Annotated in this window: 24 protein-coding genes; 22 read left to right on the top strand and 2 right to left on the bottom strand. The window is 50.3% G+C overall.

What is annotated here, in order from left to right; translation table 11 throughout:
- Positions 1-1,229 (top strand): O-antigen ligase family protein (locus tag PGL02S_RS27665; RefSeq protein WP_174806182.1); only part of this gene is annotated, 1,229 nt, incomplete at its 5' end.
- Positions 1,230-1,360: 131 nt separating this feature from the next.
- Here the strand turns inward: PGL02S_RS27665 and PGL02S_RS27660 are convergent.
- Positions 1,361-1,675 carry a hypothetical protein gene (locus tag PGL02S_RS27660; protein WP_036643473.1) on the bottom strand — a complete coding sequence of 105 codons (315 nt, stop codon included), beginning with the start codon at positions 1,673-1,675 and terminating at the stop codon, positions 1,361-1,363.
- 151 nt (positions 1,676-1,826) lie between these two features.
- On the opposite strand from PGL02S_RS27660, the gene PGL02S_RS27655 reads away from it, so the two are divergent.
- From PGL02S_RS27655 to PGL02S_RS27560, 20 genes are all read left to right on the top strand, one after another.
- On the top strand, positions 1,827-2,435 hold the full coding sequence (locus PGL02S_RS27655; protein WP_036643472.1) for a DedA family protein: 609 nt from the start codon (positions 1,827-1,829) through the stop codon (positions 2,433-2,435).
- 3 nt (positions 2,436-2,438) lie between these two features.
- Positions 2,439-3,005 (top strand): thioredoxin family protein, encoded by a 567-nt coding sequence (locus tag PGL02S_RS27650; RefSeq protein ID WP_006212681.1) that lies wholly within the window; start codon positions 2,439-2,441, stop codon positions 3,003-3,005.
- A gap of 2 nt (positions 3,006-3,007) precedes the next feature.
- The gene (locus PGL02S_RS27645) at positions 3,008-3,646 is read left to right on the top strand and encodes an MBL fold metallo-hydrolase (RefSeq protein ID WP_036643471.1); all 639 of its coding nucleotides are present in this window, start codon (positions 3,008-3,010) and stop codon (positions 3,644-3,646) included.
- Between the two features lie 179 nt (positions 3,647-3,825).
- The gene (locus PGL02S_RS27640; protein ID WP_036643470.1) at positions 3,826-4,017 is read left to right on the top strand and encodes a hypothetical protein; all 192 of its coding nucleotides are present in this window, start codon (positions 3,826-3,828) and stop codon (positions 4,015-4,017) included.
- A 249-nt stretch (positions 4,018-4,266) separates the two neighbouring features.
- A complete protein-coding gene (sigY, locus tag PGL02S_RS27635; protein WP_036643469.1) occupies positions 4,267-4,812 on the top strand; it encodes an RNA polymerase sigma factor SigY in 546 nt (181 codons plus the stop codon).
- Positions 4,796-5,134, top strand: coding sequence for a YxlC family protein (locus PGL02S_RS27630; protein WP_006212677.1), 339 nt, complete (start codon positions 4,796-4,798; stop codon positions 5,132-5,134). Before sigY ends, PGL02S_RS27630 begins: the two co-directional genes overlap by 17 nt.
- Positions 5,131-5,340: a hypothetical protein gene (locus PGL02S_RS27625; RefSeq protein ID WP_006212676.1), complete on the top strand. Its 210-nt coding sequence runs from the start codon at positions 5,131-5,133 to the stop codon at positions 5,338-5,340. The genes PGL02S_RS27630 and PGL02S_RS27625 overlap by 4 nt, the downstream gene beginning before the upstream one ends.
- Positions 5,341-5,370: 30 nt before the next feature.
- Positions 5,371-5,565 (top strand): PLDc N-terminal domain-containing protein, encoded by a 195-nt coding sequence (locus PGL02S_RS27620; protein ID WP_006212675.1) that lies wholly within the window; start codon positions 5,371-5,373, stop codon positions 5,563-5,565.
- Positions 5,562-6,485, top strand: a complete 924-nt coding sequence (locus PGL02S_RS27615; protein ID WP_036643468.1) for an ABC transporter ATP-binding protein — start codon at positions 5,562-5,564, stop codon at positions 6,483-6,485. The genes PGL02S_RS27620 and PGL02S_RS27615 overlap by 4 nt, the downstream gene beginning before the upstream one ends.
- Positions 6,482-7,258 (top strand): ABC transporter permease, encoded by a 777-nt coding sequence (locus PGL02S_RS27610; RefSeq protein WP_036643467.1) that lies wholly within the window; start codon positions 6,482-6,484, stop codon positions 7,256-7,258. The genes PGL02S_RS27615 and PGL02S_RS27610 overlap by 4 nt, the downstream gene beginning before the upstream one ends.
- A gap of 213 nt (positions 7,259-7,471) precedes the next feature.
- A complete protein-coding gene (locus PGL02S_RS27605; RefSeq protein ID WP_006212673.1) occupies positions 7,472-7,855 on the top strand; it encodes a hypothetical protein in 384 nt (127 codons plus the stop codon).
- A gap of 172 nt (positions 7,856-8,027) precedes the next feature.
- Positions 8,028-8,315, top strand: a complete 288-nt coding sequence (gene gatC / locus PGL02S_RS27600) for an Asp-tRNA(Asn)/Glu-tRNA(Gln) amidotransferase subunit GatC (RefSeq protein ID WP_006212672.1) — start codon at positions 8,028-8,030, stop codon at positions 8,313-8,315.
- A gap of 20 nt (positions 8,316-8,335) precedes the next feature.
- Complete coding sequence (gatA, locus tag PGL02S_RS27595) at positions 8,336-9,793, top strand: Asp-tRNA(Asn)/Glu-tRNA(Gln) amidotransferase subunit GatA (protein ID WP_036643466.1); 1,458 nt, start codon at positions 8,336-8,338, stop codon at positions 9,791-9,793.
- A 30-nt stretch (positions 9,794-9,823) separates the two neighbouring features.
- Positions 9,824-11,263: an Asp-tRNA(Asn)/Glu-tRNA(Gln) amidotransferase subunit GatB gene (gene gatB, locus PGL02S_RS27590; RefSeq protein WP_036643465.1), complete on the top strand. Its 1,440-nt coding sequence runs from the start codon at positions 9,824-9,826 to the stop codon at positions 11,261-11,263.
- Between the two features lie 113 nt (positions 11,264-11,376).
- Entirely contained in the window at positions 11,377-11,835 is a 459-nt protein-coding gene (locus PGL02S_RS27585; protein ID WP_036643464.1) for a GNAT family N-acetyltransferase, read from the top strand.
- A 49-nt stretch (positions 11,836-11,884) separates the two neighbouring features.
- The gene (locus tag PGL02S_RS27580) at positions 11,885-12,598 is read left to right on the top strand and encodes an MgtC/SapB family protein (protein ID WP_036643463.1); all 714 of its coding nucleotides are present in this window, start codon (positions 11,885-11,887) and stop codon (positions 12,596-12,598) included.
- Positions 12,599-12,789: 191 nt separating this feature from the next.
- The gene (locus tag PGL02S_RS27575; RefSeq protein ID WP_006212667.1) at positions 12,790-13,407 is read left to right on the top strand and encodes a hypothetical protein; all 618 of its coding nucleotides are present in this window, start codon (positions 12,790-12,792) and stop codon (positions 13,405-13,407) included.
- A gap of 59 nt (positions 13,408-13,466) precedes the next feature.
- Positions 13,467-14,786: a DUF4097 family beta strand repeat-containing protein gene (locus tag PGL02S_RS27570; protein ID WP_036643462.1), complete on the top strand. Its 1,320-nt coding sequence runs from the start codon at positions 13,467-13,469 to the stop codon at positions 14,784-14,786.
- Positions 14,787-14,873: 87 nt separating this feature from the next.
- Positions 14,874-15,293, top strand: a complete 420-nt coding sequence (gene perR / locus PGL02S_RS27565) for a peroxide-responsive transcriptional repressor PerR (protein WP_006212665.1) — start codon at positions 14,874-14,876, stop codon at positions 15,291-15,293.
- 97 nt (positions 15,294-15,390) lie between these two features.
- Positions 15,391-17,124 (top strand): glycosyl hydrolase family 18 protein, encoded by a 1,734-nt coding sequence (locus PGL02S_RS27560; protein WP_370511113.1) that lies wholly within the window; start codon positions 15,391-15,393, stop codon positions 17,122-17,124.
- A 140-nt stretch (positions 17,125-17,264) separates the two neighbouring features.
- Here the strand turns inward: PGL02S_RS27560 and PGL02S_RS27555 are convergent, their stop codons facing one another.
- Complete coding sequence (locus PGL02S_RS27555; RefSeq protein ID WP_006212663.1) at positions 17,265-17,630, bottom strand: YgzB family protein; 366 nt, start codon at positions 17,628-17,630, stop codon at positions 17,265-17,267.
- Between the two features lie 180 nt (positions 17,631-17,810).
- Here PGL02S_RS27555 and PGL02S_RS27550 point away from each other — a divergent pair, with 180 nt between their 5' ends.
- Complete coding sequence (locus tag PGL02S_RS27550) at positions 17,811-18,704, top strand: nucleotidyltransferase-like protein (RefSeq protein WP_255308673.1); 894 nt, start codon at positions 17,811-17,813, stop codon at positions 18,702-18,704.
- The last annotated feature ends 361 nt before the right edge of the window (positions 18,705-19,065 follow it).

Below are 19,065 nucleotides of genomic sequence, written 5' to 3'. Positions count from 1 at the left end.
GATATGCCGCGTCCGGGGCATCGGTGGCGGCGGCGCTGCTCGTCGCCGCCGCAGGCGTGCTGATCCTGCTGCAGGTGCAGGATCGGGCACTTGGCGGCGCGGCAACGCTTAGCGCGCGCCGCCTCATGTACAGCGACGCGTGGCAGCTGGCCCGGTCGTCGCTGTGGCTGGGACGGGGAGGGGAGACGTGGCGGCAATCGTACCTTGCCATTCAGTCCCAGCCTTATGTCGGAGCCGAGATGCACAGCGGATATATTGATATTCTGCTGGACACAGGTTTCATTGGATTGGGGCTCGTCCTTATTCTGCTGATCTTTGTTCTGACCAAGCTCATGCAGGCAAACCCACGAGCCATGCCCCCGGCCATCGTACTTATCGCGCATGCGGCAGTCGATTTTGACTGGAGCTTTGGACTTGTTTGGCTGCTGCTGCTGTGGATCGCAGCCATCGGGTTGGCTGAAGGCATCTCCGGCCAGGAGCCCCGGCACGGACATACTGCAGCGCAAAGGCGCTGGCAATTCAAGCTGGCGGTACCACTGCTAGCGGTCGTCCGGGAAGGAAAACAGGCCCATCCGGCTTGGAGGCTGCTCAGTCTGACAGCCATCCTGATGCTGCTGGGCTGGACAGTTCTCGCAGCTTCCTTCGGCATCAGCGAAGTCAACCGCCGTGCTGCTGCATCGGCTTCAGACGGAGGGCAGATCGCGCTGCTCCAATCCGCATTAAAGTGGAATCCTGCCAACACGAGTGCAGCAATGAGCTTGTCCGATCGGCTGCAGCCCAATCAGCGAATCCCGCTGCTGAAGAGGAGTATGGTCTATGCACCCAAACACCCGGGGCTTAGCTGGAGGCTGGCAGAAGCGTATTCCCTTCGAGGCGAATCAAAGGCAGCGGCGGCTTGGTATGACAGGAGCCTAACCCTGGACCGCTTCAATGCAGTTAAGCAAACCCGAGCTGTGCTTAAGCTGGCCTCCCTCGCGGACTGGCACCATACGGCAGGAGAGCAGGCCGAATCGATCCAAGCAGCTCGGTCTGCTCTGGCCATCCTGCAGCGCTATCGTTCTCTTGCCGGAGGACTTCATGACATAACCTATCTTCGAAATGATCGGGAATTTTATCTGACCGTGCTCGCGGACCGGCAGGTTAGGCGACTGGAGAATATGCTGGGTCAAGGAGCATACCCGCGCGTGGCCCGGAGACGCTTCCAATCGCACATCCCTCCCCTCTATTAAATGGGACATGCCGCTCCGCAATCTCAGTCAGTCCGTTGTCCGCGAAATCGAATAAGGAAACGCCATGGTTCTGAACAGACAGACGCTTGTCATCATGGTTCGAGCTTCATGTCAACTGAAGGCAGCAGGGGCTACCCGCCAAAAGCATCCCGGAACGCGGAGGCCAACTGGCGTTCCGGGACCTTCCATAACTCTGCCAGCTCACTGCACACCTCTTTTTCCCACCACTCGCACAGCAGCTTTTTGTTGCTATGGTTATCGTGGATCCAGATCAGGTTGGCAATCACCTTCCGGTAATACAATTCTTCTCCTTGCTTCAGGCTTTCCGGGGGAATGTACAGCTTGAGGCGTTTGGTCGTTCGGTATAATTCTTTGCTGCAGGCCCGCCTGATACCGCGAGGGGAGGGGGGCTTGCTGCCGGGTTGTTTGGCATGGGGAGAATGCATACGTGACTCACTCCTTTGCTTCACCATATGTCCTGAAACGGGCGGAAGTCACTGTGCCGCCTATAAATGGGCGCAGTAGAAGGCATGTCCCGGGCTGTGTTAGAATAGGCTAGTATAAGAAATCAACGCAGTAGGAAAGCGGGGGACGGGCGTGGAATTCTTTTACGAGGCTGTCGGTCAATTGTTTGCATGGATCCAGCAACTGGGCTATTTCGGCATCATGCTCGGCTTGATGGTAGAGGTCATCCCGAGCGAGATCGTATTGGCATACGGCGGATATCTGGTTTCCCTGGGCGAGGTTCATTTTCTGGGGGCCATGCTCTTCGGTACCGTTGGCGGCGTATTGGCACAGTTGTTTATTTATTGGATCGGCCGTTACGGCGGAAGACCCTTCTTGGAGAAGTACGGGAAGTACATATTGATTAAGAAGAAGCATATTGATTACGCCGAGGAGTGGTTTGGCAAGTACGGCACGGGCGTTATTTTTACGGCCCGGTTTGTACCTGTTGTTAGGCACGCTATATCGATTCCGGCCGGCATATCCAAGATGAATGTAGGCCGATTTACGCTTCTGACCACATTAGCCGTAATTCCGTGGACGGCATTATTTTTATACCTTGGCTTGCTTCTGGGAGACCAGTGGGAGCACATCGATGAGAAGGCAGGGCCATACGTGCAGGAAATTCTGCTGGGGGCACTGGCCGTCATGATTCTTTATTTTTTGATAAAATGGATAAAATCAGCGAAGGCGAGGTCGTAACGAATGAGTATGAATATGGCAAATCATTTGGGAACAGGCATATCTCCTCAACAGTTTATGGATGGCATGCAGAAGAATCAGGACACCTTCAAGGCAGGGTATGAACAGTTTGCCTGGGAGAATGAAGAGGACAAGGAGTTTTTCGAGAGTCTGAATTTCCGCGATGATCTGCGGGTCCTTATTCTGGCAGCGGATTGGTGCGGTGATGTTGCGCGTAATATTCCTGTGGTGTTCCGTGCGATGGAGACGGCGGGAATCGAGACCGAAGTGCTTATTATGGAAGAAAACCTGGATGTCATGGATGAGTTTCTAACCATGGGTGGGCGCTCGGTGCCGGTTGTTATTATTTCCGATACCGGTGGTCATGTTCTCGGCACATGGGGACCGCGTCCGGCACACGTACAGAAGTTCATGATTCAGTTCAAGCAGGACAATCCGGATCGTGAAGCACCGGATTATCAGGATAACCTTGCCGCAGCACGTCAAAGCATCATTCAAGCCTATGGAGAAGGGTACGAGGTTCACGCTGCTATTATTAAGGAATTGCGCGAACTGATCTCGGGATTCTAATCATGACACTTCATATTGAAACCTTCAATTTAGGACCGCTTCAGACAAACGCCTACCTGCTGACAGGCCCCGTGGAAGGCAAAGCGGTTATTATCGACCCGGGGATGAACCCGGGTCCCTTGCTTAAGCGGATTGCCGATTTGGAGATTGAAGCGATCCTGCTGACGCATGCACATTTCGACCATATGGGCGGCGTCGAGGAAATCCGCAAGCTAAAGGGCTGTCCCGTCTATCTGCATTCCATTGAGAGCGATTGGCTGACCAATCCGAAGCTTAACGGCTCATTGATGTGGCCGCAGGTGAGTGCGCCGTTGTCAACCGAACCGGCGGAGTTTGATTTGGCGGACGGACTGGAGCTGCAGTTGGTTGGACATACGTTCAAGGTCTATCATACGCCGGGTCATTCCCCGGGTTCCGTCAGTTTTCGGAGTGGAAACGATCTCTTCTCGGGCGATGTGCTGTTCCGTTTAGGTGTGGGACGCACGGATCTTCCGGGCGGCCGTGAGCGCGATTTAGTGGACTCCATTCAAAATACGCTGTATACATTCCCTGATGAGGTCGTTGTTTACCCAGGACATGGACCAAGGACAACCATCGGCTATGAAAAGCAGCGGAACCCCTACGTCTCCGCGAGTCGGTGAGGATAACATCCGACAAAAACCGGGAATATTTGTCTGGACAAGTTAAGACAAGATTGATACAATACGGTTAATTAAATGTTACCCATTGCGAAGCACGCAGACTGTGGAATTTATCCCGGTTTGCGTTCTTTTATTTTATGGGGAGTTTTTGGCATGGACGTGATTAGGGGGAAGCGCCTTTGAGGAAGGATCATCTATCGCTGTTGAACGGGAATGTTACAAGAAGCGACGAAGTTGATCGACAACCCGAGTCGAAGCGGCCAGCTCAGACGGAAATAACTTCGGTTGTCTGGGACCGGCTCGTGAAGGACGAGGGAATAGCGCAGCAGCCATGGTTTCATCGGCTGCAATGTATAAGATTCAATAAATGACATTAGAATGCAAACCTGACACCCTCATCATGAAGTTTTAATTTTAATCTAATCGCGAAGGCAGCCGGAACTTGGTCGGCTGCTATTTTTTTTGCGTTTTACAGACTTCCTGACGAATTTTAGTCTCATTATAATGGGACCTATATAAATTACATCATTTGGTACAGGATAAAGGCATGAACCATTTGAACGATTGGATCGGGTTCGTCGTATTACGTATGCAAGACGAAAGAAGGTGATGAGTTCATCATGCTCCCTGATGAAGAGGATTTGATACGGAAAGCGCAGCGGGGAGATGCTGCGGCGATGGCCCAACTATTCAAGCAGCATTACTCCTTTCTCTATAAATATTTGCTTAAAGTGACAATGGATCCGATGATCGCGGAGGATACGACACAGGACACCATCGTTCGATGCATGGAGAATATGGCCCGATATAACGGAACTTCGTCCTTCTCCTCATGGATGATCACGATTGCTACGCGGCTGTTTATCGATCACGCCCGGCGTAAGAAACGGGAGAAGAAATGGCTGGAGCAGGAGGGGGTTCAAGCGGCAAGGCGGATGCGCTGGCAGATGGAGCGGCGGGGTGAAGAATGGACGGATATGCTGGACGGATTATCCCGTTTATCCGAGGATCACCGGATCGCGATATTGCTGAAGCATTATTACGGCTACAGCTATGATCAAATCGGAAGCATGCTGGGCATACCCGAGGGTACAGCGAAATCACGGACAGCATACGGCATTAAACAGCTGCGAAAGGAGATGGGTGACGATGGCCAAAGTACCTGAGAATGAAGACGATTTATGGATTGAAGGATTGAACACGGAGATGAAGCGGGTAGATCAATTGTTTGACGATGTGCCGTCACCTTCCATGGAAGGACTGCAAATGCTGGCTGTTCATACGCTGGAGCGTCAGCGGCGACGGATGAGATATGAATTCATGCTCTTTCTCTTGGTTGCATCTTTTATCGTGGGAGGGGGATTGCTGGCCGCCCTGGCAGCGCCGCTTATTCTTCTGTTCATTCACGGGATCGGAATGATTGCGGGCATTGCCACTCTCCTATTTTCCAAAAGACTGAGATCTGCCGGAAAGAAGGGGACTCCATGAATGAAATGAATGAGTCCTCGATTTGGATCATTATTGCAGCCGTTGTACTTGTGCTGGTACAAGGGACATGGCTGTTCTTGGATGCGAGGAAGCGGGGGCTTGGCAAAATGGCTTGGTTTTGGGGGATATGGGGCTCGACCACATCGCCGACACCGCTGATATTTTACTGGATATTCGTTATCCGCAAGAACCGCCGCAAGCCTTGAGTTCATTATATAGAAAAGAGGAGGAACATTATGGAGATTAATTGGGGATTGATTTGGCCGATCCTTGCACTGCAAGCGATTCTCGCTGTAACAGGTCTTGTCTCACTGTTCAAGGCAGAACCGGCGAACATACGAGGACCGAGATGGATGTGGGTGCTCATTATACTGCTCGGCAACATTCTGGGCAGCATTGCTTATTTTGCCGCGGGGAGGAGAGAGACATGACGGAGAAACTTCTGAGTATTCATGAACTTACCAAAAGCATTGGAAGCATCACGCCGGTCAAAGGCATATCGTTTGATCTGAAGCGTGGAGGCTGCACGGCACTGCTGGGCCCTAACGGCGCAGGCAAAACAACGACCCTGCGCATGCTGGCAGGATTGATTCCCCCAACACGGGGAGAGATCAAGCATGGGTCAGCGGATAAGCAAACGAACGACTGGCGACATCGAATTGGCTACTTGCCGCAATACCCGAAGTTCTACAGTTGGATGAGCGGTAAGGAATACTTGTCTTTCAGCGCCAAGCTGTCGGGATTGTCCGGACAAAAAGCGCTCCAGCGGAGTCAGGAAGTGATCGAGATGGTTGGACTCCAGCAAGCATCCAAACGGCGTATTTCCGGTTATTCCGGCGGGATGAAGCAGCGGCTTGGCATTGCTCAAGCGCTTGTGCACGAGCCGGAGCTGATTATGCTGGACGAGCCGGTATCTGCACTCGATCCGATCGGGCGCCGCGAGGTCATGGATTTGCTGAACCGTCTGCGAGGAGAAGTGACGATTCTGTTCTCCACCCATGTGCTTCATGATGCGGAAGAGATTTGTGATGACATGGTGCTGATGGTTGACGGAGAAATTGCAGAGAAGGGTGCGCTGAGCGAGCTCCGCAGCAAATACCGGCAGCCGGTCCTCTCCATTGAGGTAGAACCAGGAGAGCGTGAACTTGCATGGCTCCACGGTCTCTCCAAGCGATCCTTTGTCCAAGAGGCAGAGGTTGGCAAACACAGAGCGAAGCTGACGGTAACGGATATGGGGGCAGCGCGTGCAGCGTTAATCAAGGAGCTTGCGGATAACGGGATCGAACTCCTCCGTTTTGAAGCAGGTACTTCCTCGCTGGAGGATATGTTTATGAAGGTGGTGGGCCCATGAAGCCGTTCTGGATTTATTATCAAAAGGAGATGCTCGAAGCCAGCCGTACTTACAAATGGATCTGGGTTCCTGCGGTTTTTCTGCTTCTTGGCATTATGCAGCCGGTATCTACTTATTATTTGCCGGAAATTTTAACCATGTCGGGGGAGGTTCCTCCGGAAGCGGCGGCATTGTTCACGATTCCGTCCGCTGATAGTGTCATGGCATCAACGTTAAGCCAGTTTAGTACCATCGGACTGCTGGTGCTTGTACTGGCCGGGATGAACACCGTAGCAGGGGAGCGGGCAACCGGTACGGCTGAGCTTGTACTCACCCGAACGGTATCCACGCTGCCGATGATGGGCGCGAAATGGGCAGCCATGATGACTTTAATGTTGGTTTCCTTCGCGCTTGGGCTTGCCGGTGCAGCGTATTATACGCATCAGCTCATTGGTCCCTTGGAATGGGGGGCCGTGGCGAGCGGCGGATTGCTGTATGCTGTATGGCTTGCCTGGATCGTAACGCTAGTTCTTCCGCTTGGTGCGGTCCTTCGAGGTCCTGCCGCAGCGTTCATTAGCTTGGGAACGGCGGCTGCTCTCTCGCTGTTGTCCGGCTTGCTGCCTTCCCGTTTTCAGTGGAGTCCGGGCCGGTTAAGCAGTATGGCTGCAGAGTGGATGCTGGGTGCGGGAGCCGGTGCCTGGGCACCTGTCATCGCTGCTTTGCTTATCATGCTGCTGTCCATTATCGCTGCTGCAGGGCTGCTCAGAAGAAGTCCGTTATCCCCGCAATCCTAGTTTCCATGGGAGATTCAGGTTTATTCTGAATCGCATGGACATCTCTATCTTTTTTTAGTAGACTATGAAGATAAGAAAAGCGTCTATCGACGTAGTTTCTCGAAAGACAGCCCGCTGTAGCGGAAGTTTTTCTTGTGAGACAAGGAGGATAAACCTCTGAAGTTTATTATTTCTTATCTCTAAAAAAAGGATGGACAACTCAGGAGGTAGACGATGCTGCGTTTAGGGGAAAAGATTACAATCGTCGCGGACGCCTTTGAGCAGAATCTTCCAGTTGGTCAATACGGTTATATAATCGCTTATGACCGAAATCCGGACAATGCGTTCGATTACGTCATTCGGATTCCGAGCCTCAACCGTAATTTTTTTGTTCCGGCAGATGATGTAGAGCTGGAATCGATCGTGTTGAAACAGGAAGCCGAGCGGGTCGAGCGGGAAGCGCTCATCGATTTCGCCCTGTCGACATATAATGAGAAGCTGTTTCGTCAAGTGATGAACGGCGAGTTAGAAGAAAGTGTTGAAGAGGAAGAAGAAACCAAGGAAGCAATGTCCCAGGCGGATTTCATCAAACAAGTGAATCTGCGTGCCTGGATTTAGAAGAGTCGGCTGAGGCCGGCTCTTTTTTGAAGTGATCAGACGTATCCTAGGAAGCAGAAAGCTTCAGCCGATTGGATTGAATCTTCCATGCTTCTACAATATAATGAGAAAAGTTATCGAGACAGACTTTACCCCTTTAATAGGACAGGGGCATGAAGGAGGACGCACAGCCATGAGCATTACCGATAAGGATGTTCAGCATGTAGCGAAGCTGGCCCGTTTGAATTTGACGCCTGAGGAAGAACAGATGTTTACCGGCCAACTGAATGCGATTTTACAATATGCCGAGAAATTGAACGAACTGGATACAGAGGGTGTTGAGCCGACAACGCATGTGCTGCACCTCAGCAATGTCATGAGAGATGACGAAGTGCGCGAGAGCTTGCCTATCGAGAAAGTGCTGCTGAATGCACCGGATGAGGAAGACGACCAAATCAAAGTACCTGCTGTATTGGAATAGCCTGAAGGGAGGATACACACTTGAGCCTGTTTGATTACAAGTTAACGGAGATACATAATAAGCTCCAGAACAAAGAGCTTTCGGTCACCGATTTGGTTGACCAAGCCTTCACCCGCATTTCGGAAACGGAGGATCGGGTGAAAGCATTTATTACGCTGGATGAAGAAGGTGCGCGTTCATCTGCCAAGGTTTTGGATGATAAGCTGGCTGCAGGAGACACGCGTGGACTGTTGTTCGGTCTTCCTGTCGGAATTAAGGATAACATCGTAACGGAAGGACTTCGCACAACATGCGCAAGTCAGTTTCTGTCTAATTTTACGCCAGTATACGATGCGACGGTTGTCGGTAAATTGCGTGCAGCAGATACCATAACAATCGGGAAGCTGAATATGGATGAATTCGCAATGGGGGGCTCGAACGAGAACTCCAGCTTCTACCCCGTACGCAACCCATGGAATCTGGATCGGGTTCCAGGCGGATCAAGCGGAGGCTCGGCAGCAGCCGTTGCTGCGGGCGAGGCATATTTTGCGCTGGGATCGGATACAGGTGGATCGATTCGTCAACCCGCTTCCTATTGCGGTGTCGTTGGATTGAAGCCAACCTATGGACTGGTGTCCCGGTTTGGCCTCGTTGCCTTTGCCTCTTCGCTGGATCAGATCGGACCCCTGACTAAAAATGTCGAAGACTCCGCTTATGTCCTGCAAGCTATCGCAGGTTATGACCAGATGGATTCAACATCTGCCAAAGTGGACGTGCCGGACTATCTTAGTGCTCTTTCGGGTGACATTGCGGGACTGCGTATCGCTGTGCCTAAGGAATACTTGGGCGAGGGCGTTGACGCGGAGGTGAGGGAGACCATCCTGAACGCACTGAAGGCGCTTGAAGCGCTGGGAGCGACTTGGGATGAAGTTTCCCTGCCGCATACGGATTATGCGGTTGCTACGTATTATTTGCTTGCTTCTTCGGAGGCTTCCTCGAACCTGGCCCGCTTCGACGGCGTACGCTACGGCGTTCGATCGGACAATGCAGGCAGCCTGATCGATCTGTATCATGAGTCCCGCAGCCAAGGCTTCGGTGATGAAGTGAAACGACGCATCATGCTGGGCACCTATGCCCTCAGCTCGGGTTATTACGATGCCTACTATTTGAAGGCACAGAAAGCTCGTACCCTTATTAAGCAGGATTTTGATAAAGTATTTGAACAATATGACGTCATCATCGGACCAACGGCTCCTACGACAGCTTTCAAGCTGGGGACTCAGGTGGATGATCCGCTGACGATGTATTTGAATGATATCCTGACGATTCCTGTCAGCTTGGCGGGTGTGCCGGCCGTGAGTGTTCCATGCGGATTCGCAGACGGACTTCCTGTAGGCATGCAAATTATCGGCAAAGCCTTTGATGAGTCGACCGTGCTGCGCGTAGCGCATGCTTATGAGCAAAATACAGAACATCATAAACGGCGCCCTGAACTGTAAACCGGCGGCAGAGAAGGAGGGAAACAATAGATGTCTACATCGAAATATGAAACGGTTATCGGATTGGAAGTGCACGTAGAGCTGCATACGAATTCCAAAATATTTTGCGGTTGCTCCACGGCGTTCGGAGCACCGCCGAACACACATACATGTCCCATTTGCCTTGGCCATCCCGGCGTACTGCCTGTATTAAACCGCCAGGCGGTGGAATATGCGATGAAAGCAGCCATGGCGCTGAATTGCACCATCGGCGATGTTAGCAAATTTGATCGCAAGAACTACTTCTACCCGGATTCGCCCAAAGCGTATCAAATTTCTCAATACGATCAGCCGATCGGTTTAAACGGCTGGATTGACATTGAGGTAGACGGGAAGACGAAGCGGATTGGCATTACCCGGCTTCATCTGGAAGAAGATGCGGGTAAGCTGACCCATGTTGACGGCGGATATGCCTCGCTGGTTGACTTTAACCGGGTAGGAACACCGCTTGTTGAGATCGTATCCGAGCCTGAGATCTCAACGCCTGAGGAAGCCAAAGCTTATCTGGAGAAGATGCGTGCGATTATGCAATATTGTGATGTCTCGGACGTGAAGATGGAAGAGGGCTCGCTTCGCTGTGACGCCAATATCAGTCTTCGTCCATGGGGACAGAAGGAACTGGGAACCAAGGCGGAACTGAAGAACATGAACTCCTTCCGCGGCGTACAGCGCGGCTTGGAATATGAGCAGTTCCGGCAGGCTGAAACGCTGGATGAAGGCGGCGTGATCGTTCAGGAAACCCGCCGCTGGGATGAGGCGCAGGCCAAAACCTTCTCGATGCGCGGCAAGGAACAGGCGCATGACTATCGCTATTTCCCGGACCCGGATCTGGTAACGGTGCATATTAGCGAAGAATGGAAGGAGTCGGTTCGTGCAACGATTCCGGAGCTCCCGGATGCTCGTAAGGCACGTTATGCTTCGGAATATGGTTTGCCGGACTATGATGCTGCAGTGATCACATCGTCCAAGCTGCTGGCAGACTTTTTTGAGGACAGCTTAAACTATACCAAGGATGCTAAATCCGTATCCAACTGGATCATGGGTGATTTGCTGGGTTACTTGAACTCGGGCAATCTGGAGCTGTCCGATGTGAAGATCTCGGGTCAAGGCTTAGGCGAGATGATCGGATTGATCGAGAAGGGCACCATCAGCAGCAAAATCGCCAAAACCGTCTTCAAAGAGATGCTGGAGAGCGGCAAGCTGCCTGCTGTAATCGTTGAGGAGAAGGGACTCGTCCAAATCAGCGATGAAGGTGCCATCAAGAGCATTGTCGAGCAGGTTGTCGCGAACAATCCGCAATCCGTTGAGGATTATAAGGCAGGTAAACAGAAAGCGATCGGCTTCCTGGTTGGGCAAGTAATGAAAGAGAGCAAGGGTAAAGCCAATCCTGCTCTGGCGAATAAACTGCTGGTTGAGGTACTGAACGGATAATTAGCCACAACAGCAGATAACCATTACCCTCGAATTATTTCTCAAGAAGCGGAGCTTGTCCTGTTTAGGGGCAAGTTCCTTTTTACAATGAAATTAGATAGGGGATGAAATGTATGATTAACGAGTTATCTTTAGAAGATAGGGATACCGTCCAACAAATATGGGGGTTGCAGCACATGGCGTACCCGCTGGAAGCTGAGCTCATCGGTTTTACGGATATTCCGCCGCTGCTGGACACCTTTGATACCATTCGTACGAGTGGAGAGACCTTTTTTGGGTATATAAATGATGAAGGGGAGCTGATCGGCGCGATTGCCGTGGAAGCCGAGGAGGCGCAGGTCACCATATCGCGGATGATGGTTCATCCGGGGCATTTTCGTAAAGGTATCGCCGGGACTTTGATATGCCATGTATTAGAGACGTACCATAAGGCGCCGATGTTCACGGTCTCGACGGGAACGCGCAACACGCCTGCGGTTACCTTGTATGAGAAGTTCGGGTTTGTAAAAGATCATGTTTTTGAAGTTGCTCCTGGAGTCGAGTTGACCGAATTCCATCTTCGCATACAATGATTATATAACATAAGCAACAAGAAGCAGACGTGAGGGGAGTATCGTTCTTTTGAATAATCCTTGGGTAATAGATAATGGATCCATATTATTAAGGCTGCTGCTTGCTATGCTGCTTGGCGGCTTGATCGGATTTGAGCGTGAGCGTTCCAATCATGCAGCGGGTCTGCGTACACATATATTGGTTTGCTTGGGTTCTGCACTGATTATGCTTTTATCCATCTACGGATTTTCGGATTTCGTAGACGAGATTAATGTCCGGATTGACCCTGCGCGTTTGGCTACAGCCGTTATTACGGGAATCGGGTTCTTAGGCGCAGGCACCATTCTGTTCACGGGTAAATCCATTACCGGTTTAACCACCGCTGCTTCCATTTGGGTTGTTGGCGCTGTAGGATTGGCCGTCGGAGCCGGGTTTTACTTTGCCTCGATTGTGTCGACAATCCTTATCCTTCTGAATCTGGTGGTCTTTAATAAACTGGAGCAGCGATATATACGCGGTAGCAAGCTGCATCTGATTACCATCCATTCAGCGAATACACCGAATATTTTGGAGGAAATCTCGGCGGTTCTGGAGGAACAGGAATGCGTGATTAGGAAGTTGGTTGTTAACGAACGAAGCAATACTGCTTATGGAGAGCTGCAGCCTGCGGTATTGGGGCTCGAAATCACAATGCAAGTATTAACAGATCGTAAATTCGAGCCGATGACGATAACCCGGCAATTGCGGGGAATCGGCCAGGTGACAATGGTAACAGCCGAGTAGGATGTACAACGAAGAAACGGCAACTGCTGATCATCGGCAGTGCCGTTTTTTTATAGGCTTGTCAGCAGTCAGCGGCTGGCTCATCCAGTTTTTTGCCAGTTACTTCGGCCTCTCGTTGGGGTACTATCAAAGAAAAACATCGTTAAACAACGCCAGTTCTCCCTGATGTTTGAGAAGGAGGAGAGAGGGTCATGAACACGACACCTGAACCGCAAACCGCGATAAGCAAGAAGAAACGAGAACGTATCCGCATGAAGCGTCATTCAGGCCTGCAGAGAAGAAGGCGTAAATTATATGCGCTTTTGTTAGCCGCTCTCATTCCGGGCTTGGGGCATCTGTATCTGGGTGTGTATCGTAAGGGAATTACGTTTATTATGTTATTGCTGCTGGATATCTCGGCGCTTTTATACTTTTCTTCCATCGGCATGCAGATCAATGTACCGCTGCTTATTGTACTGGGGCTGCTGATTCCGATTGGCTATTTCTATAATGTGTACGATGTGCTGCAAGCAGCTGAATATATGATCTCGCGGAGACGGCGTGGCGAGGCAGCCGCTGTTTCTTCTGATGAGGGAAGAGGGCCGAACAATCCGTTCCGAGGTGAACGGGGAATCCCTTTTGGCTTGATGCTGGTTGCTATAGGGATCCTGCTCATTCTGTTTCATCAGAAGCCTCCCTGGCTTCAGGTGGTCATCCGTGATTATGGAGCGGAGTTCTCTGCTGTCGTATTAATCATCCTCGGAATATGGGCGGCGGTTCGAGAAGTTCTCCGGCACCGTAAAGGTAAAGGCAAGGGCAAATCCCTGTAGCGTATCTTTGCAGGGCACAAAACACGATAGCTGCCAATACTGACGAGGGGAGGAGACGGATGAAACATAAAATCAGAGTAGGTCGATTTACAGCTGCCTTACTGCTTGTCTGTTCAGGGGTGTTATTGCTGCTGGATGAACGCGGGGGCACCGATTATATATTTTTGATCCAGCGGTGGTGGCCGCTGCTATTCATATTGCTCGGAGTTGAATATTTAGTACGGTACACCGTGACATGTGTTCTGGGCAGACGTAAGGAATTTCGGTTCCGGCCGGATATCAAGGGCGTTCTGCTTGCCGCAGCCATTACGGCATCCGTGTTCGTTATCTCTCAGCAGGAGCATTTTCTCCATCTCTGGAATCGGGTGAGCCTGAATTTGACGGCAGCGGGAGTCGATTACAGCGAAGCTGAGGGTACCCAGTTTCAGAAGCCAGTGCTGGATATTCCGGTAGAACTGGACACCGAGAAAATCATCGTGGATCACTTAAACGGCGATATCACCATCGTGCGGCAGAATGTGGATGAGATCAGGGTCGAAGCGGAAGTCTGGGTCGACCACGAACCTTCCGGTCTGGCCGAAGCGATAGCAGAACAATCCACGATTGAAGTGGGAGAAGGCAAGACGATAACGATTCGATCGAAGGGGAAGGCTTATGGACAATCGGGTAAGCGTCAGCCCCGGATGAATCTCCATATCGCGGTACCGGATGATCGTCGATTTAATTTTGAGATACGGACGATGAACGGAGCGATCACCTTAAACGGCGTTGAAGCTATAGAGAATATTTCGCTGGAGAGCGGCAACGGACCTATTACGATGGATCGTGTTTACGGGAATGTTACCGGTAAAACATTAAATGGCGACATGACGGCACGCGGCGTCGTGGGGAATATCAAAATGTCCACTAACCGCGGCAATATGATGGCCGTAGACATCACAGGCGAAACAGATATGACCACTCAGGTGGGGAATATGACCGTCAAGCGAACGACGGAGGAAATCCGGGTCCAGACGAGGAATGGCAATATTCTGATCAGTGGTGCAGAGTCGCAATTAAGCGCGGAATCCCTCAATGGCGGAGTTGCTATACGCTCACCTCATGTGGGAGGCGATTGGAACGTGTACAGTGCGGTTGGCGAGATGAATCTTCATATTCCGCTTGAAGGGGATTACAAGCTGGAAGGGACCATCAGTTACGGTAGAATCCTTACGACGCTTCCCAATCTTCTGATCGATCAAAAAACGATATCCGGTGAATCGGGCACATCCGAACACTCCATTCGGATTGAAGGCAACAGTAATTTGAATATCTATCGGAGCTATCCGGAGCAGGAGGAAAGCCGCAGTAACGGGGGCTTGACGCCTCTGCCGGATTGACAAGAATCAAAGAAACGCCTTACAATAAAGGTTAAGAGCGGTATAGGTTTTGTAAAAACCAGTTAAACTTGAAGGCGGTGGGCAACCATGGGAACGTCCGTACAGCATGCGCTGGAACAACTGAAAACGACCGGTGTCCGTATCACGCCGCAACGTCATGCGATTTTAACGTATTTGGTTGAATCTATGGGTCATCCGACAGCGGATGATATTTATCGGGCTCTGGAACCTAATTTTCCTAGTATGAGCGTAGCCACTGTATATAACAATTTAAAAATGTTTATTGAGGCCGGCATGGTGCGTGAACTGACTTATGGAGATAATTCCAGTCGTTTTGATGCAAATGTATCCGATCATCATCATGTAATATGCCAGAGTTGCGGAAAAATTGAAGATTTCAGCTATCCGTCCCTTGAAGATGTTGGAGTACAGGCTGAGAAATGCACCGGGTTTGAAGTGAAGGGATTAAGGATGGAGCTGTATGGGCTCTGCAAGTCCTGCAAATAGACTTCGGTTACTTATAAATGAACGTGCGGAATCAACCATTCCACACGTTTTTATTTTTAAGGGCGTTTTCTCACAAGGGGATATATAGAGGGCGAGAATGAAATGGGGGAGTAGTTTGGCAAGAAGAAGATATCGTGGAAAGAGGCGGCGTACCAGGAGAAGCTCTTTTTATCTGGGCTTGATGTTGATAGCGGCAGGAGTCTGGTGGGTGGTCACCACCCTTTTTCCGAACCAGACTTATACGGTGCCGGACTGGCGAGGAATGGACAAGCCGATTTTTGTCCAGGGTGAACTGCAGGAGTATCCTGCCCGGGAAAGCGGAGAAGAAATGATGCTGCCCATAACGGTTATTCAGGAGAGCGTTGATGCCAATATTCGTTATGAGGAAGAGACCAAATCGATTATCATGACAACCTCGGAATCGGTTCTCCGTATGAAGATCGACAGCACCAAGGGGGATCTGAATGGTAAAACAGTTACCGTCCCTTATGCTCCTGAGCTTGTTGACGGTATGGCTTACGTGCCCCTTAAGCCGCTCGAGCAGCATTACGGGATAGCCGTTCAAGAGAACTCGTTAACAGGTGCAATTATCTTGATGCGTGCAGGTGATTCGATTCAGCTTGCGGAGGCAGCACCGGGTAAACCTGAGGACACGGTGGCTCTGCGCGAGAGCGGGGAGAAGAAGTCACCGATTGTGCTGGACATGCCTGCCGGTGAGCGGCTCCGGGTATGGCGCGAAGAAGAGGAATGGTTATTTGTTCAAGCCGATAACGGCTACACCGGATATGTTCTTAAAGACCAGACTAAACTCGGTAACGTTAAAGATATTCCGGTCCTTGCAGAGACTCCTTCGCGGGTTGAGCTGGAGTGGAAGGACAAATCGGTCAATCTGGTGTGGGAGGCTGTCTATTCCAAAAACCCAAGCACGGATAAGATCGGGGAATTACCTGGTGTCAATGTGGTGAGCCCCACCTGGTTCAGCATCGTGGATGCCGAGGGTACGGTCAAATCTAAAGCCGTGAAGCAGTATGTGAGCTGGGCGCATAACAGGAATATGGAAGTTTGGGCCCTAATGGACAACAGTTTTGATCCTGACCTGACAACGGAGGCGCTGTCTACTTATGAGAGAAGATCTCATATTATCAAGCAAGTGCTGACCTATGCCAAGCAATATAAGCTGGACGGAATTAATATCGATTTTGAAAATGTCTACACCAAAGACAAAGACCATGTGGTTCAATTTGTGAGAGAAATGAAGCCGCTGGCTAAAGCCCGAGGATTGATTGTTTCCATTGACGTTACTCCGAAATCGAATAGCGAGATGTGGTCGCTCTTTCTCGACCGCAAACGGCTTGGCGAGACGGTTGATTATATGATGGTGATGGCCTATGATGAGCACTGGGCTTCCAGTCCAAAAGCGGGATCGGTATCCTCGCTGCCATGGGCCGAGCAATCGGTAAGACGAATCATGGAAGAGGACGGTGTGCCTTCATCCAAGCTAGTATTGGGTGTTCCCTTATATACCAGGGTATGGACGGAGACCAGCGAAGAGGGAGAAGCGAAGGTGTCCTCCAAAGCGATTGGGATGGAGAAGCTCCAGACTTTGCTTAAGGAGCAGAAGGTTAAAGGGGCGCTGGATGCCAGCACGGGTCAGAACTATGTTCAATTCACGGAGGGAGAGGCCATCAAGAAAATATGGATGGAGGACGATACATCTCTGCAGTCCCGTGTGAATATGGCCAAGAAACTGGAGCTTGGCGGTATTGCCTCTTGGAATCGAAGTTTTGCCATCCCGGGAACCTGGCAGGTTCTGAAGACGATACATGATTAGAAGATCGCGCGAACTTATATATCCTTTATCCAGATAAATGAAGAAGACCCGGCTATCCTCGAGGATACCGGGTCTTCTTTAGTGTTTATTCATGTTACTGAATGCCAATCCTAATGATATGCAGAAGTTTAGGATGACTCTTAGGATTTGGTCTGCTGGGCTTCAAGCTCTTCTGCTGTAATGTTCGCCTGGCTTGGATCCAGTGTCAAAATCGTGTGGCAGAACATGCAGCGGTCTGTTTTACCCAGCATTTTCGTCAATTTATTGCACTCCGGACATTGAATTTGAACGGCGCTTGTGGACAGCATGCCAGCCCAGAAGTAAATGCCGAGACTGCCCAACATCATAATCAGGCCAAATACCAATCCGATTCCGGCAAATATTTTGCCTGCTTGTCCAAAGAATACAATACCGGCTGTACCAAGCACCATGAGGCCCATACCGAGCATTGTTAACAGCAGCCCCCATGTGCGGAAGGCGTTGATTTTTGCGTTCTTAAAGATCATGGCTCGAAAACTCCTGTCAATTCAAGTACTTGCTTATGAAAGAACGTGAAACGAGAAATGGATATTGAATTCAGCCTGCAGATTGTCCTCTTCGAAGTTCTTATCTCCTAAAAGAAGGAACTTACATGGACATGTAGAATTACATTATAACTGAAATGGCTGAAATTCGCCAAGGAATGTATGGAGGGAAACGTGGAATTAACCAACTTTTCTTTTTACTATGGAAATACGGTTGATGAGGAAGCTGTTGGGGCGATAGCATACCGTAATTCGGATAAAACGCTGCAGGGCTCACTTGTTCATGACTTTGAGGTCAATATCGTTGTCGTGTATGACGGAACGCCTGATGAGCCTCCCATCCAGCATTCAATTGTAGGCGGGGAACGCTGCCAGGTGCTGAGCATCGGACTGGACGGATTGCATCGTGAGCTCTTGAGTGGTACGCACAAAGTATTGATCAAATGCCTTCTTGAGGGAGATATCATAAAGGATAATCAAGAGCGTCTATCCATTCTTCGCCGTGATTTTCTAAGGTTTGCTGAGCCGTTTCGTGAGCAGAAACTGTTTATTGGATTTGCGCACTTCTTGCAAAAGTACGTAGACGCCAAGATGCAATTGAAGGAAGATCGGGTACTGGATGCTTACCATACATTATTAGAAGGTCTCCATCATTGGGCGGAACTGGAGCTCATCGAACGGGGGATTCATCCGGAATCAGCCGTCTGGGAGCAGATTACAGGATTGAATACGCCCGTCCGCAAATTGTATGAGGAGCTTACAGTCAGCACGGAGACGCTAGGACAACGGGTTGAGCTTGCCCTGCTGGCCTATGAATTCTCCATGATATCGAAATTGGAGAGTTCTTCAGCACTTCTGCTCCGAGTGCTAAGAAGCCGGCGGAATCCATGGACGATTCAGGAGCTGATTCTGCATCCGGAATTGGCACCTGTATGCAAGGAGCTGCCGATCGTCATGCGAAAACTGGTGTATCGGTCCCTTGTGAAAGAAGTTCCGGTATGGAAAGAATCCAGATCGTATGGATCTGAAGCTATCCGTTACTACACTGATTTATGAAGGAGGACGTGAGTCCTTCCTTTTTTTTGCGTAATTATTTTGAGGGGCGATTATGAAATCACTTATATCGGGAAACAGTATTTAACGAGAATGGCCTCGAATGTAAAGTGAAAATAACGCAGTAATGTGTCACTTTATCTGTTAGGAGAAGTCGAAAAATAAATTGTTGAATAATGTTGACGAGCCGCCTGTTTCTGTGATAAATTATAACTCGCCCCTTTCGAAAGGGACTTTGATAATTCGGTTAAGAAAATGTCGAATTAAAAAGTTTTTAAAAAAAAGTTCTTGACGAAACGACGGGCACCATGATATATTATAAAGGTCGCCGCTGAAAACGAGTTTTCGGCGAAAGACAAAGAAG

The sequence above is a fragment of the Paenibacillus glucanolyticus NBRC 15330 genome (assembly GCF_004000885.1).
In the GTDB taxonomy this organism is placed as follows: Bacteria; Bacillota; Bacilli; order Paenibacillales; family Paenibacillaceae; genus Paenibacillus_AQ; species Paenibacillus_AQ glucanolyticus.
Note: the sequence above shows the minus strand (reverse complement) of the source record. Positions and strands in the feature narration are given on the sequence as shown.

Coding starts and splice junctions, on each gene's coding strand:
- PGL02S_RS27625 (WP_006212676.1), top strand. CDS start 5,131: ATGAATGAAATGAATGAGTCCTCGATTTGGATCATTATTGCAGCCGTT.
- PGL02S_RS27615 (WP_036643468.1), top strand. CDS start 5,562: ATGACGGAGAAACTTCTGAGTATTCATGAACTTACCAAAAGCATTGGA.
- sigY (WP_036643469.1), top strand. CDS start 4,267: ATGCTCCCTGATGAAGAGGATTTGATACGGAAAGCGCAGCGGGGAGAT.
- PGL02S_RS27645 (WP_036643471.1), top strand. CDS start 3,008: ATGACACTTCATATTGAAACCTTCAATTTAGGACCGCTTCAGACAAAC.
- PGL02S_RS27630 (WP_006212677.1), top strand. CDS start 4,796: ATGGCCAAAGTACCTGAGAATGAAGACGATTTATGGATTGAAGGATTG.
- PGL02S_RS27620 (WP_006212675.1), top strand. CDS start 5,371: ATGGAGATTAATTGGGGATTGATTTGGCCGATCCTTGCACTGCAAGCG.
- PGL02S_RS27555 (WP_006212663.1), bottom strand. CDS start 17,630: ATGATCTTTAAGAACGCAAAAATCAACGCCTTCCGCACATGGGGGCTG.
- PGL02S_RS27575 (WP_006212667.1), top strand. CDS start 12,790: ATGAACACGACACCTGAACCGCAAACCGCGATAAGCAAGAAGAAACGA.
- perR (WP_006212665.1), top strand. CDS start 14,874: ATGGGAACGTCCGTACAGCATGCGCTGGAACAACTGAAAACGACCGGT.
- gatB (WP_036643465.1), top strand. CDS start 9,824: ATGTCTACATCGAAATATGAAACGGTTATCGGATTGGAAGTGCACGTA.
- gatC (WP_006212672.1), top strand. CDS start 8,028: ATGAGCATTACCGATAAGGATGTTCAGCATGTAGCGAAGCTGGCCCGT.
- PGL02S_RS27570 (WP_036643462.1), top strand. CDS start 13,467: ATGAAACATAAAATCAGAGTAGGTCGATTTACAGCTGCCTTACTGCTT.
- PGL02S_RS27660 (WP_036643473.1), bottom strand. CDS start 1,675: ATGCATTCTCCCCATGCCAAACAACCCGGCAGCAAGCCCCCCTCCCCT.
- PGL02S_RS27550 (WP_255308673.1), top strand. CDS start 17,811: ATGGAGGGAAACGTGGAATTAACCAACTTTTCTTTTTACTATGGAAAT.
- PGL02S_RS27560 (WP_370511113.1), top strand. CDS start 15,391: ATGAAATGGGGGAGTAGTTTGGCAAGAAGAAGATATCGTGGAAAGAGG.
- PGL02S_RS27610 (WP_036643467.1), top strand. CDS start 6,482: ATGAAGCCGTTCTGGATTTATTATCAAAAGGAGATGCTCGAAGCCAGC.
- PGL02S_RS27605 (WP_006212673.1), top strand. CDS start 7,472: ATGCTGCGTTTAGGGGAAAAGATTACAATCGTCGCGGACGCCTTTGAG.
- PGL02S_RS27650 (WP_006212681.1), top strand. CDS start 2,439: ATGAGTATGAATATGGCAAATCATTTGGGAACAGGCATATCTCCTCAA.
- PGL02S_RS27585 (WP_036643464.1), top strand. CDS start 11,377: ATGATTAACGAGTTATCTTTAGAAGATAGGGATACCGTCCAACAAATA.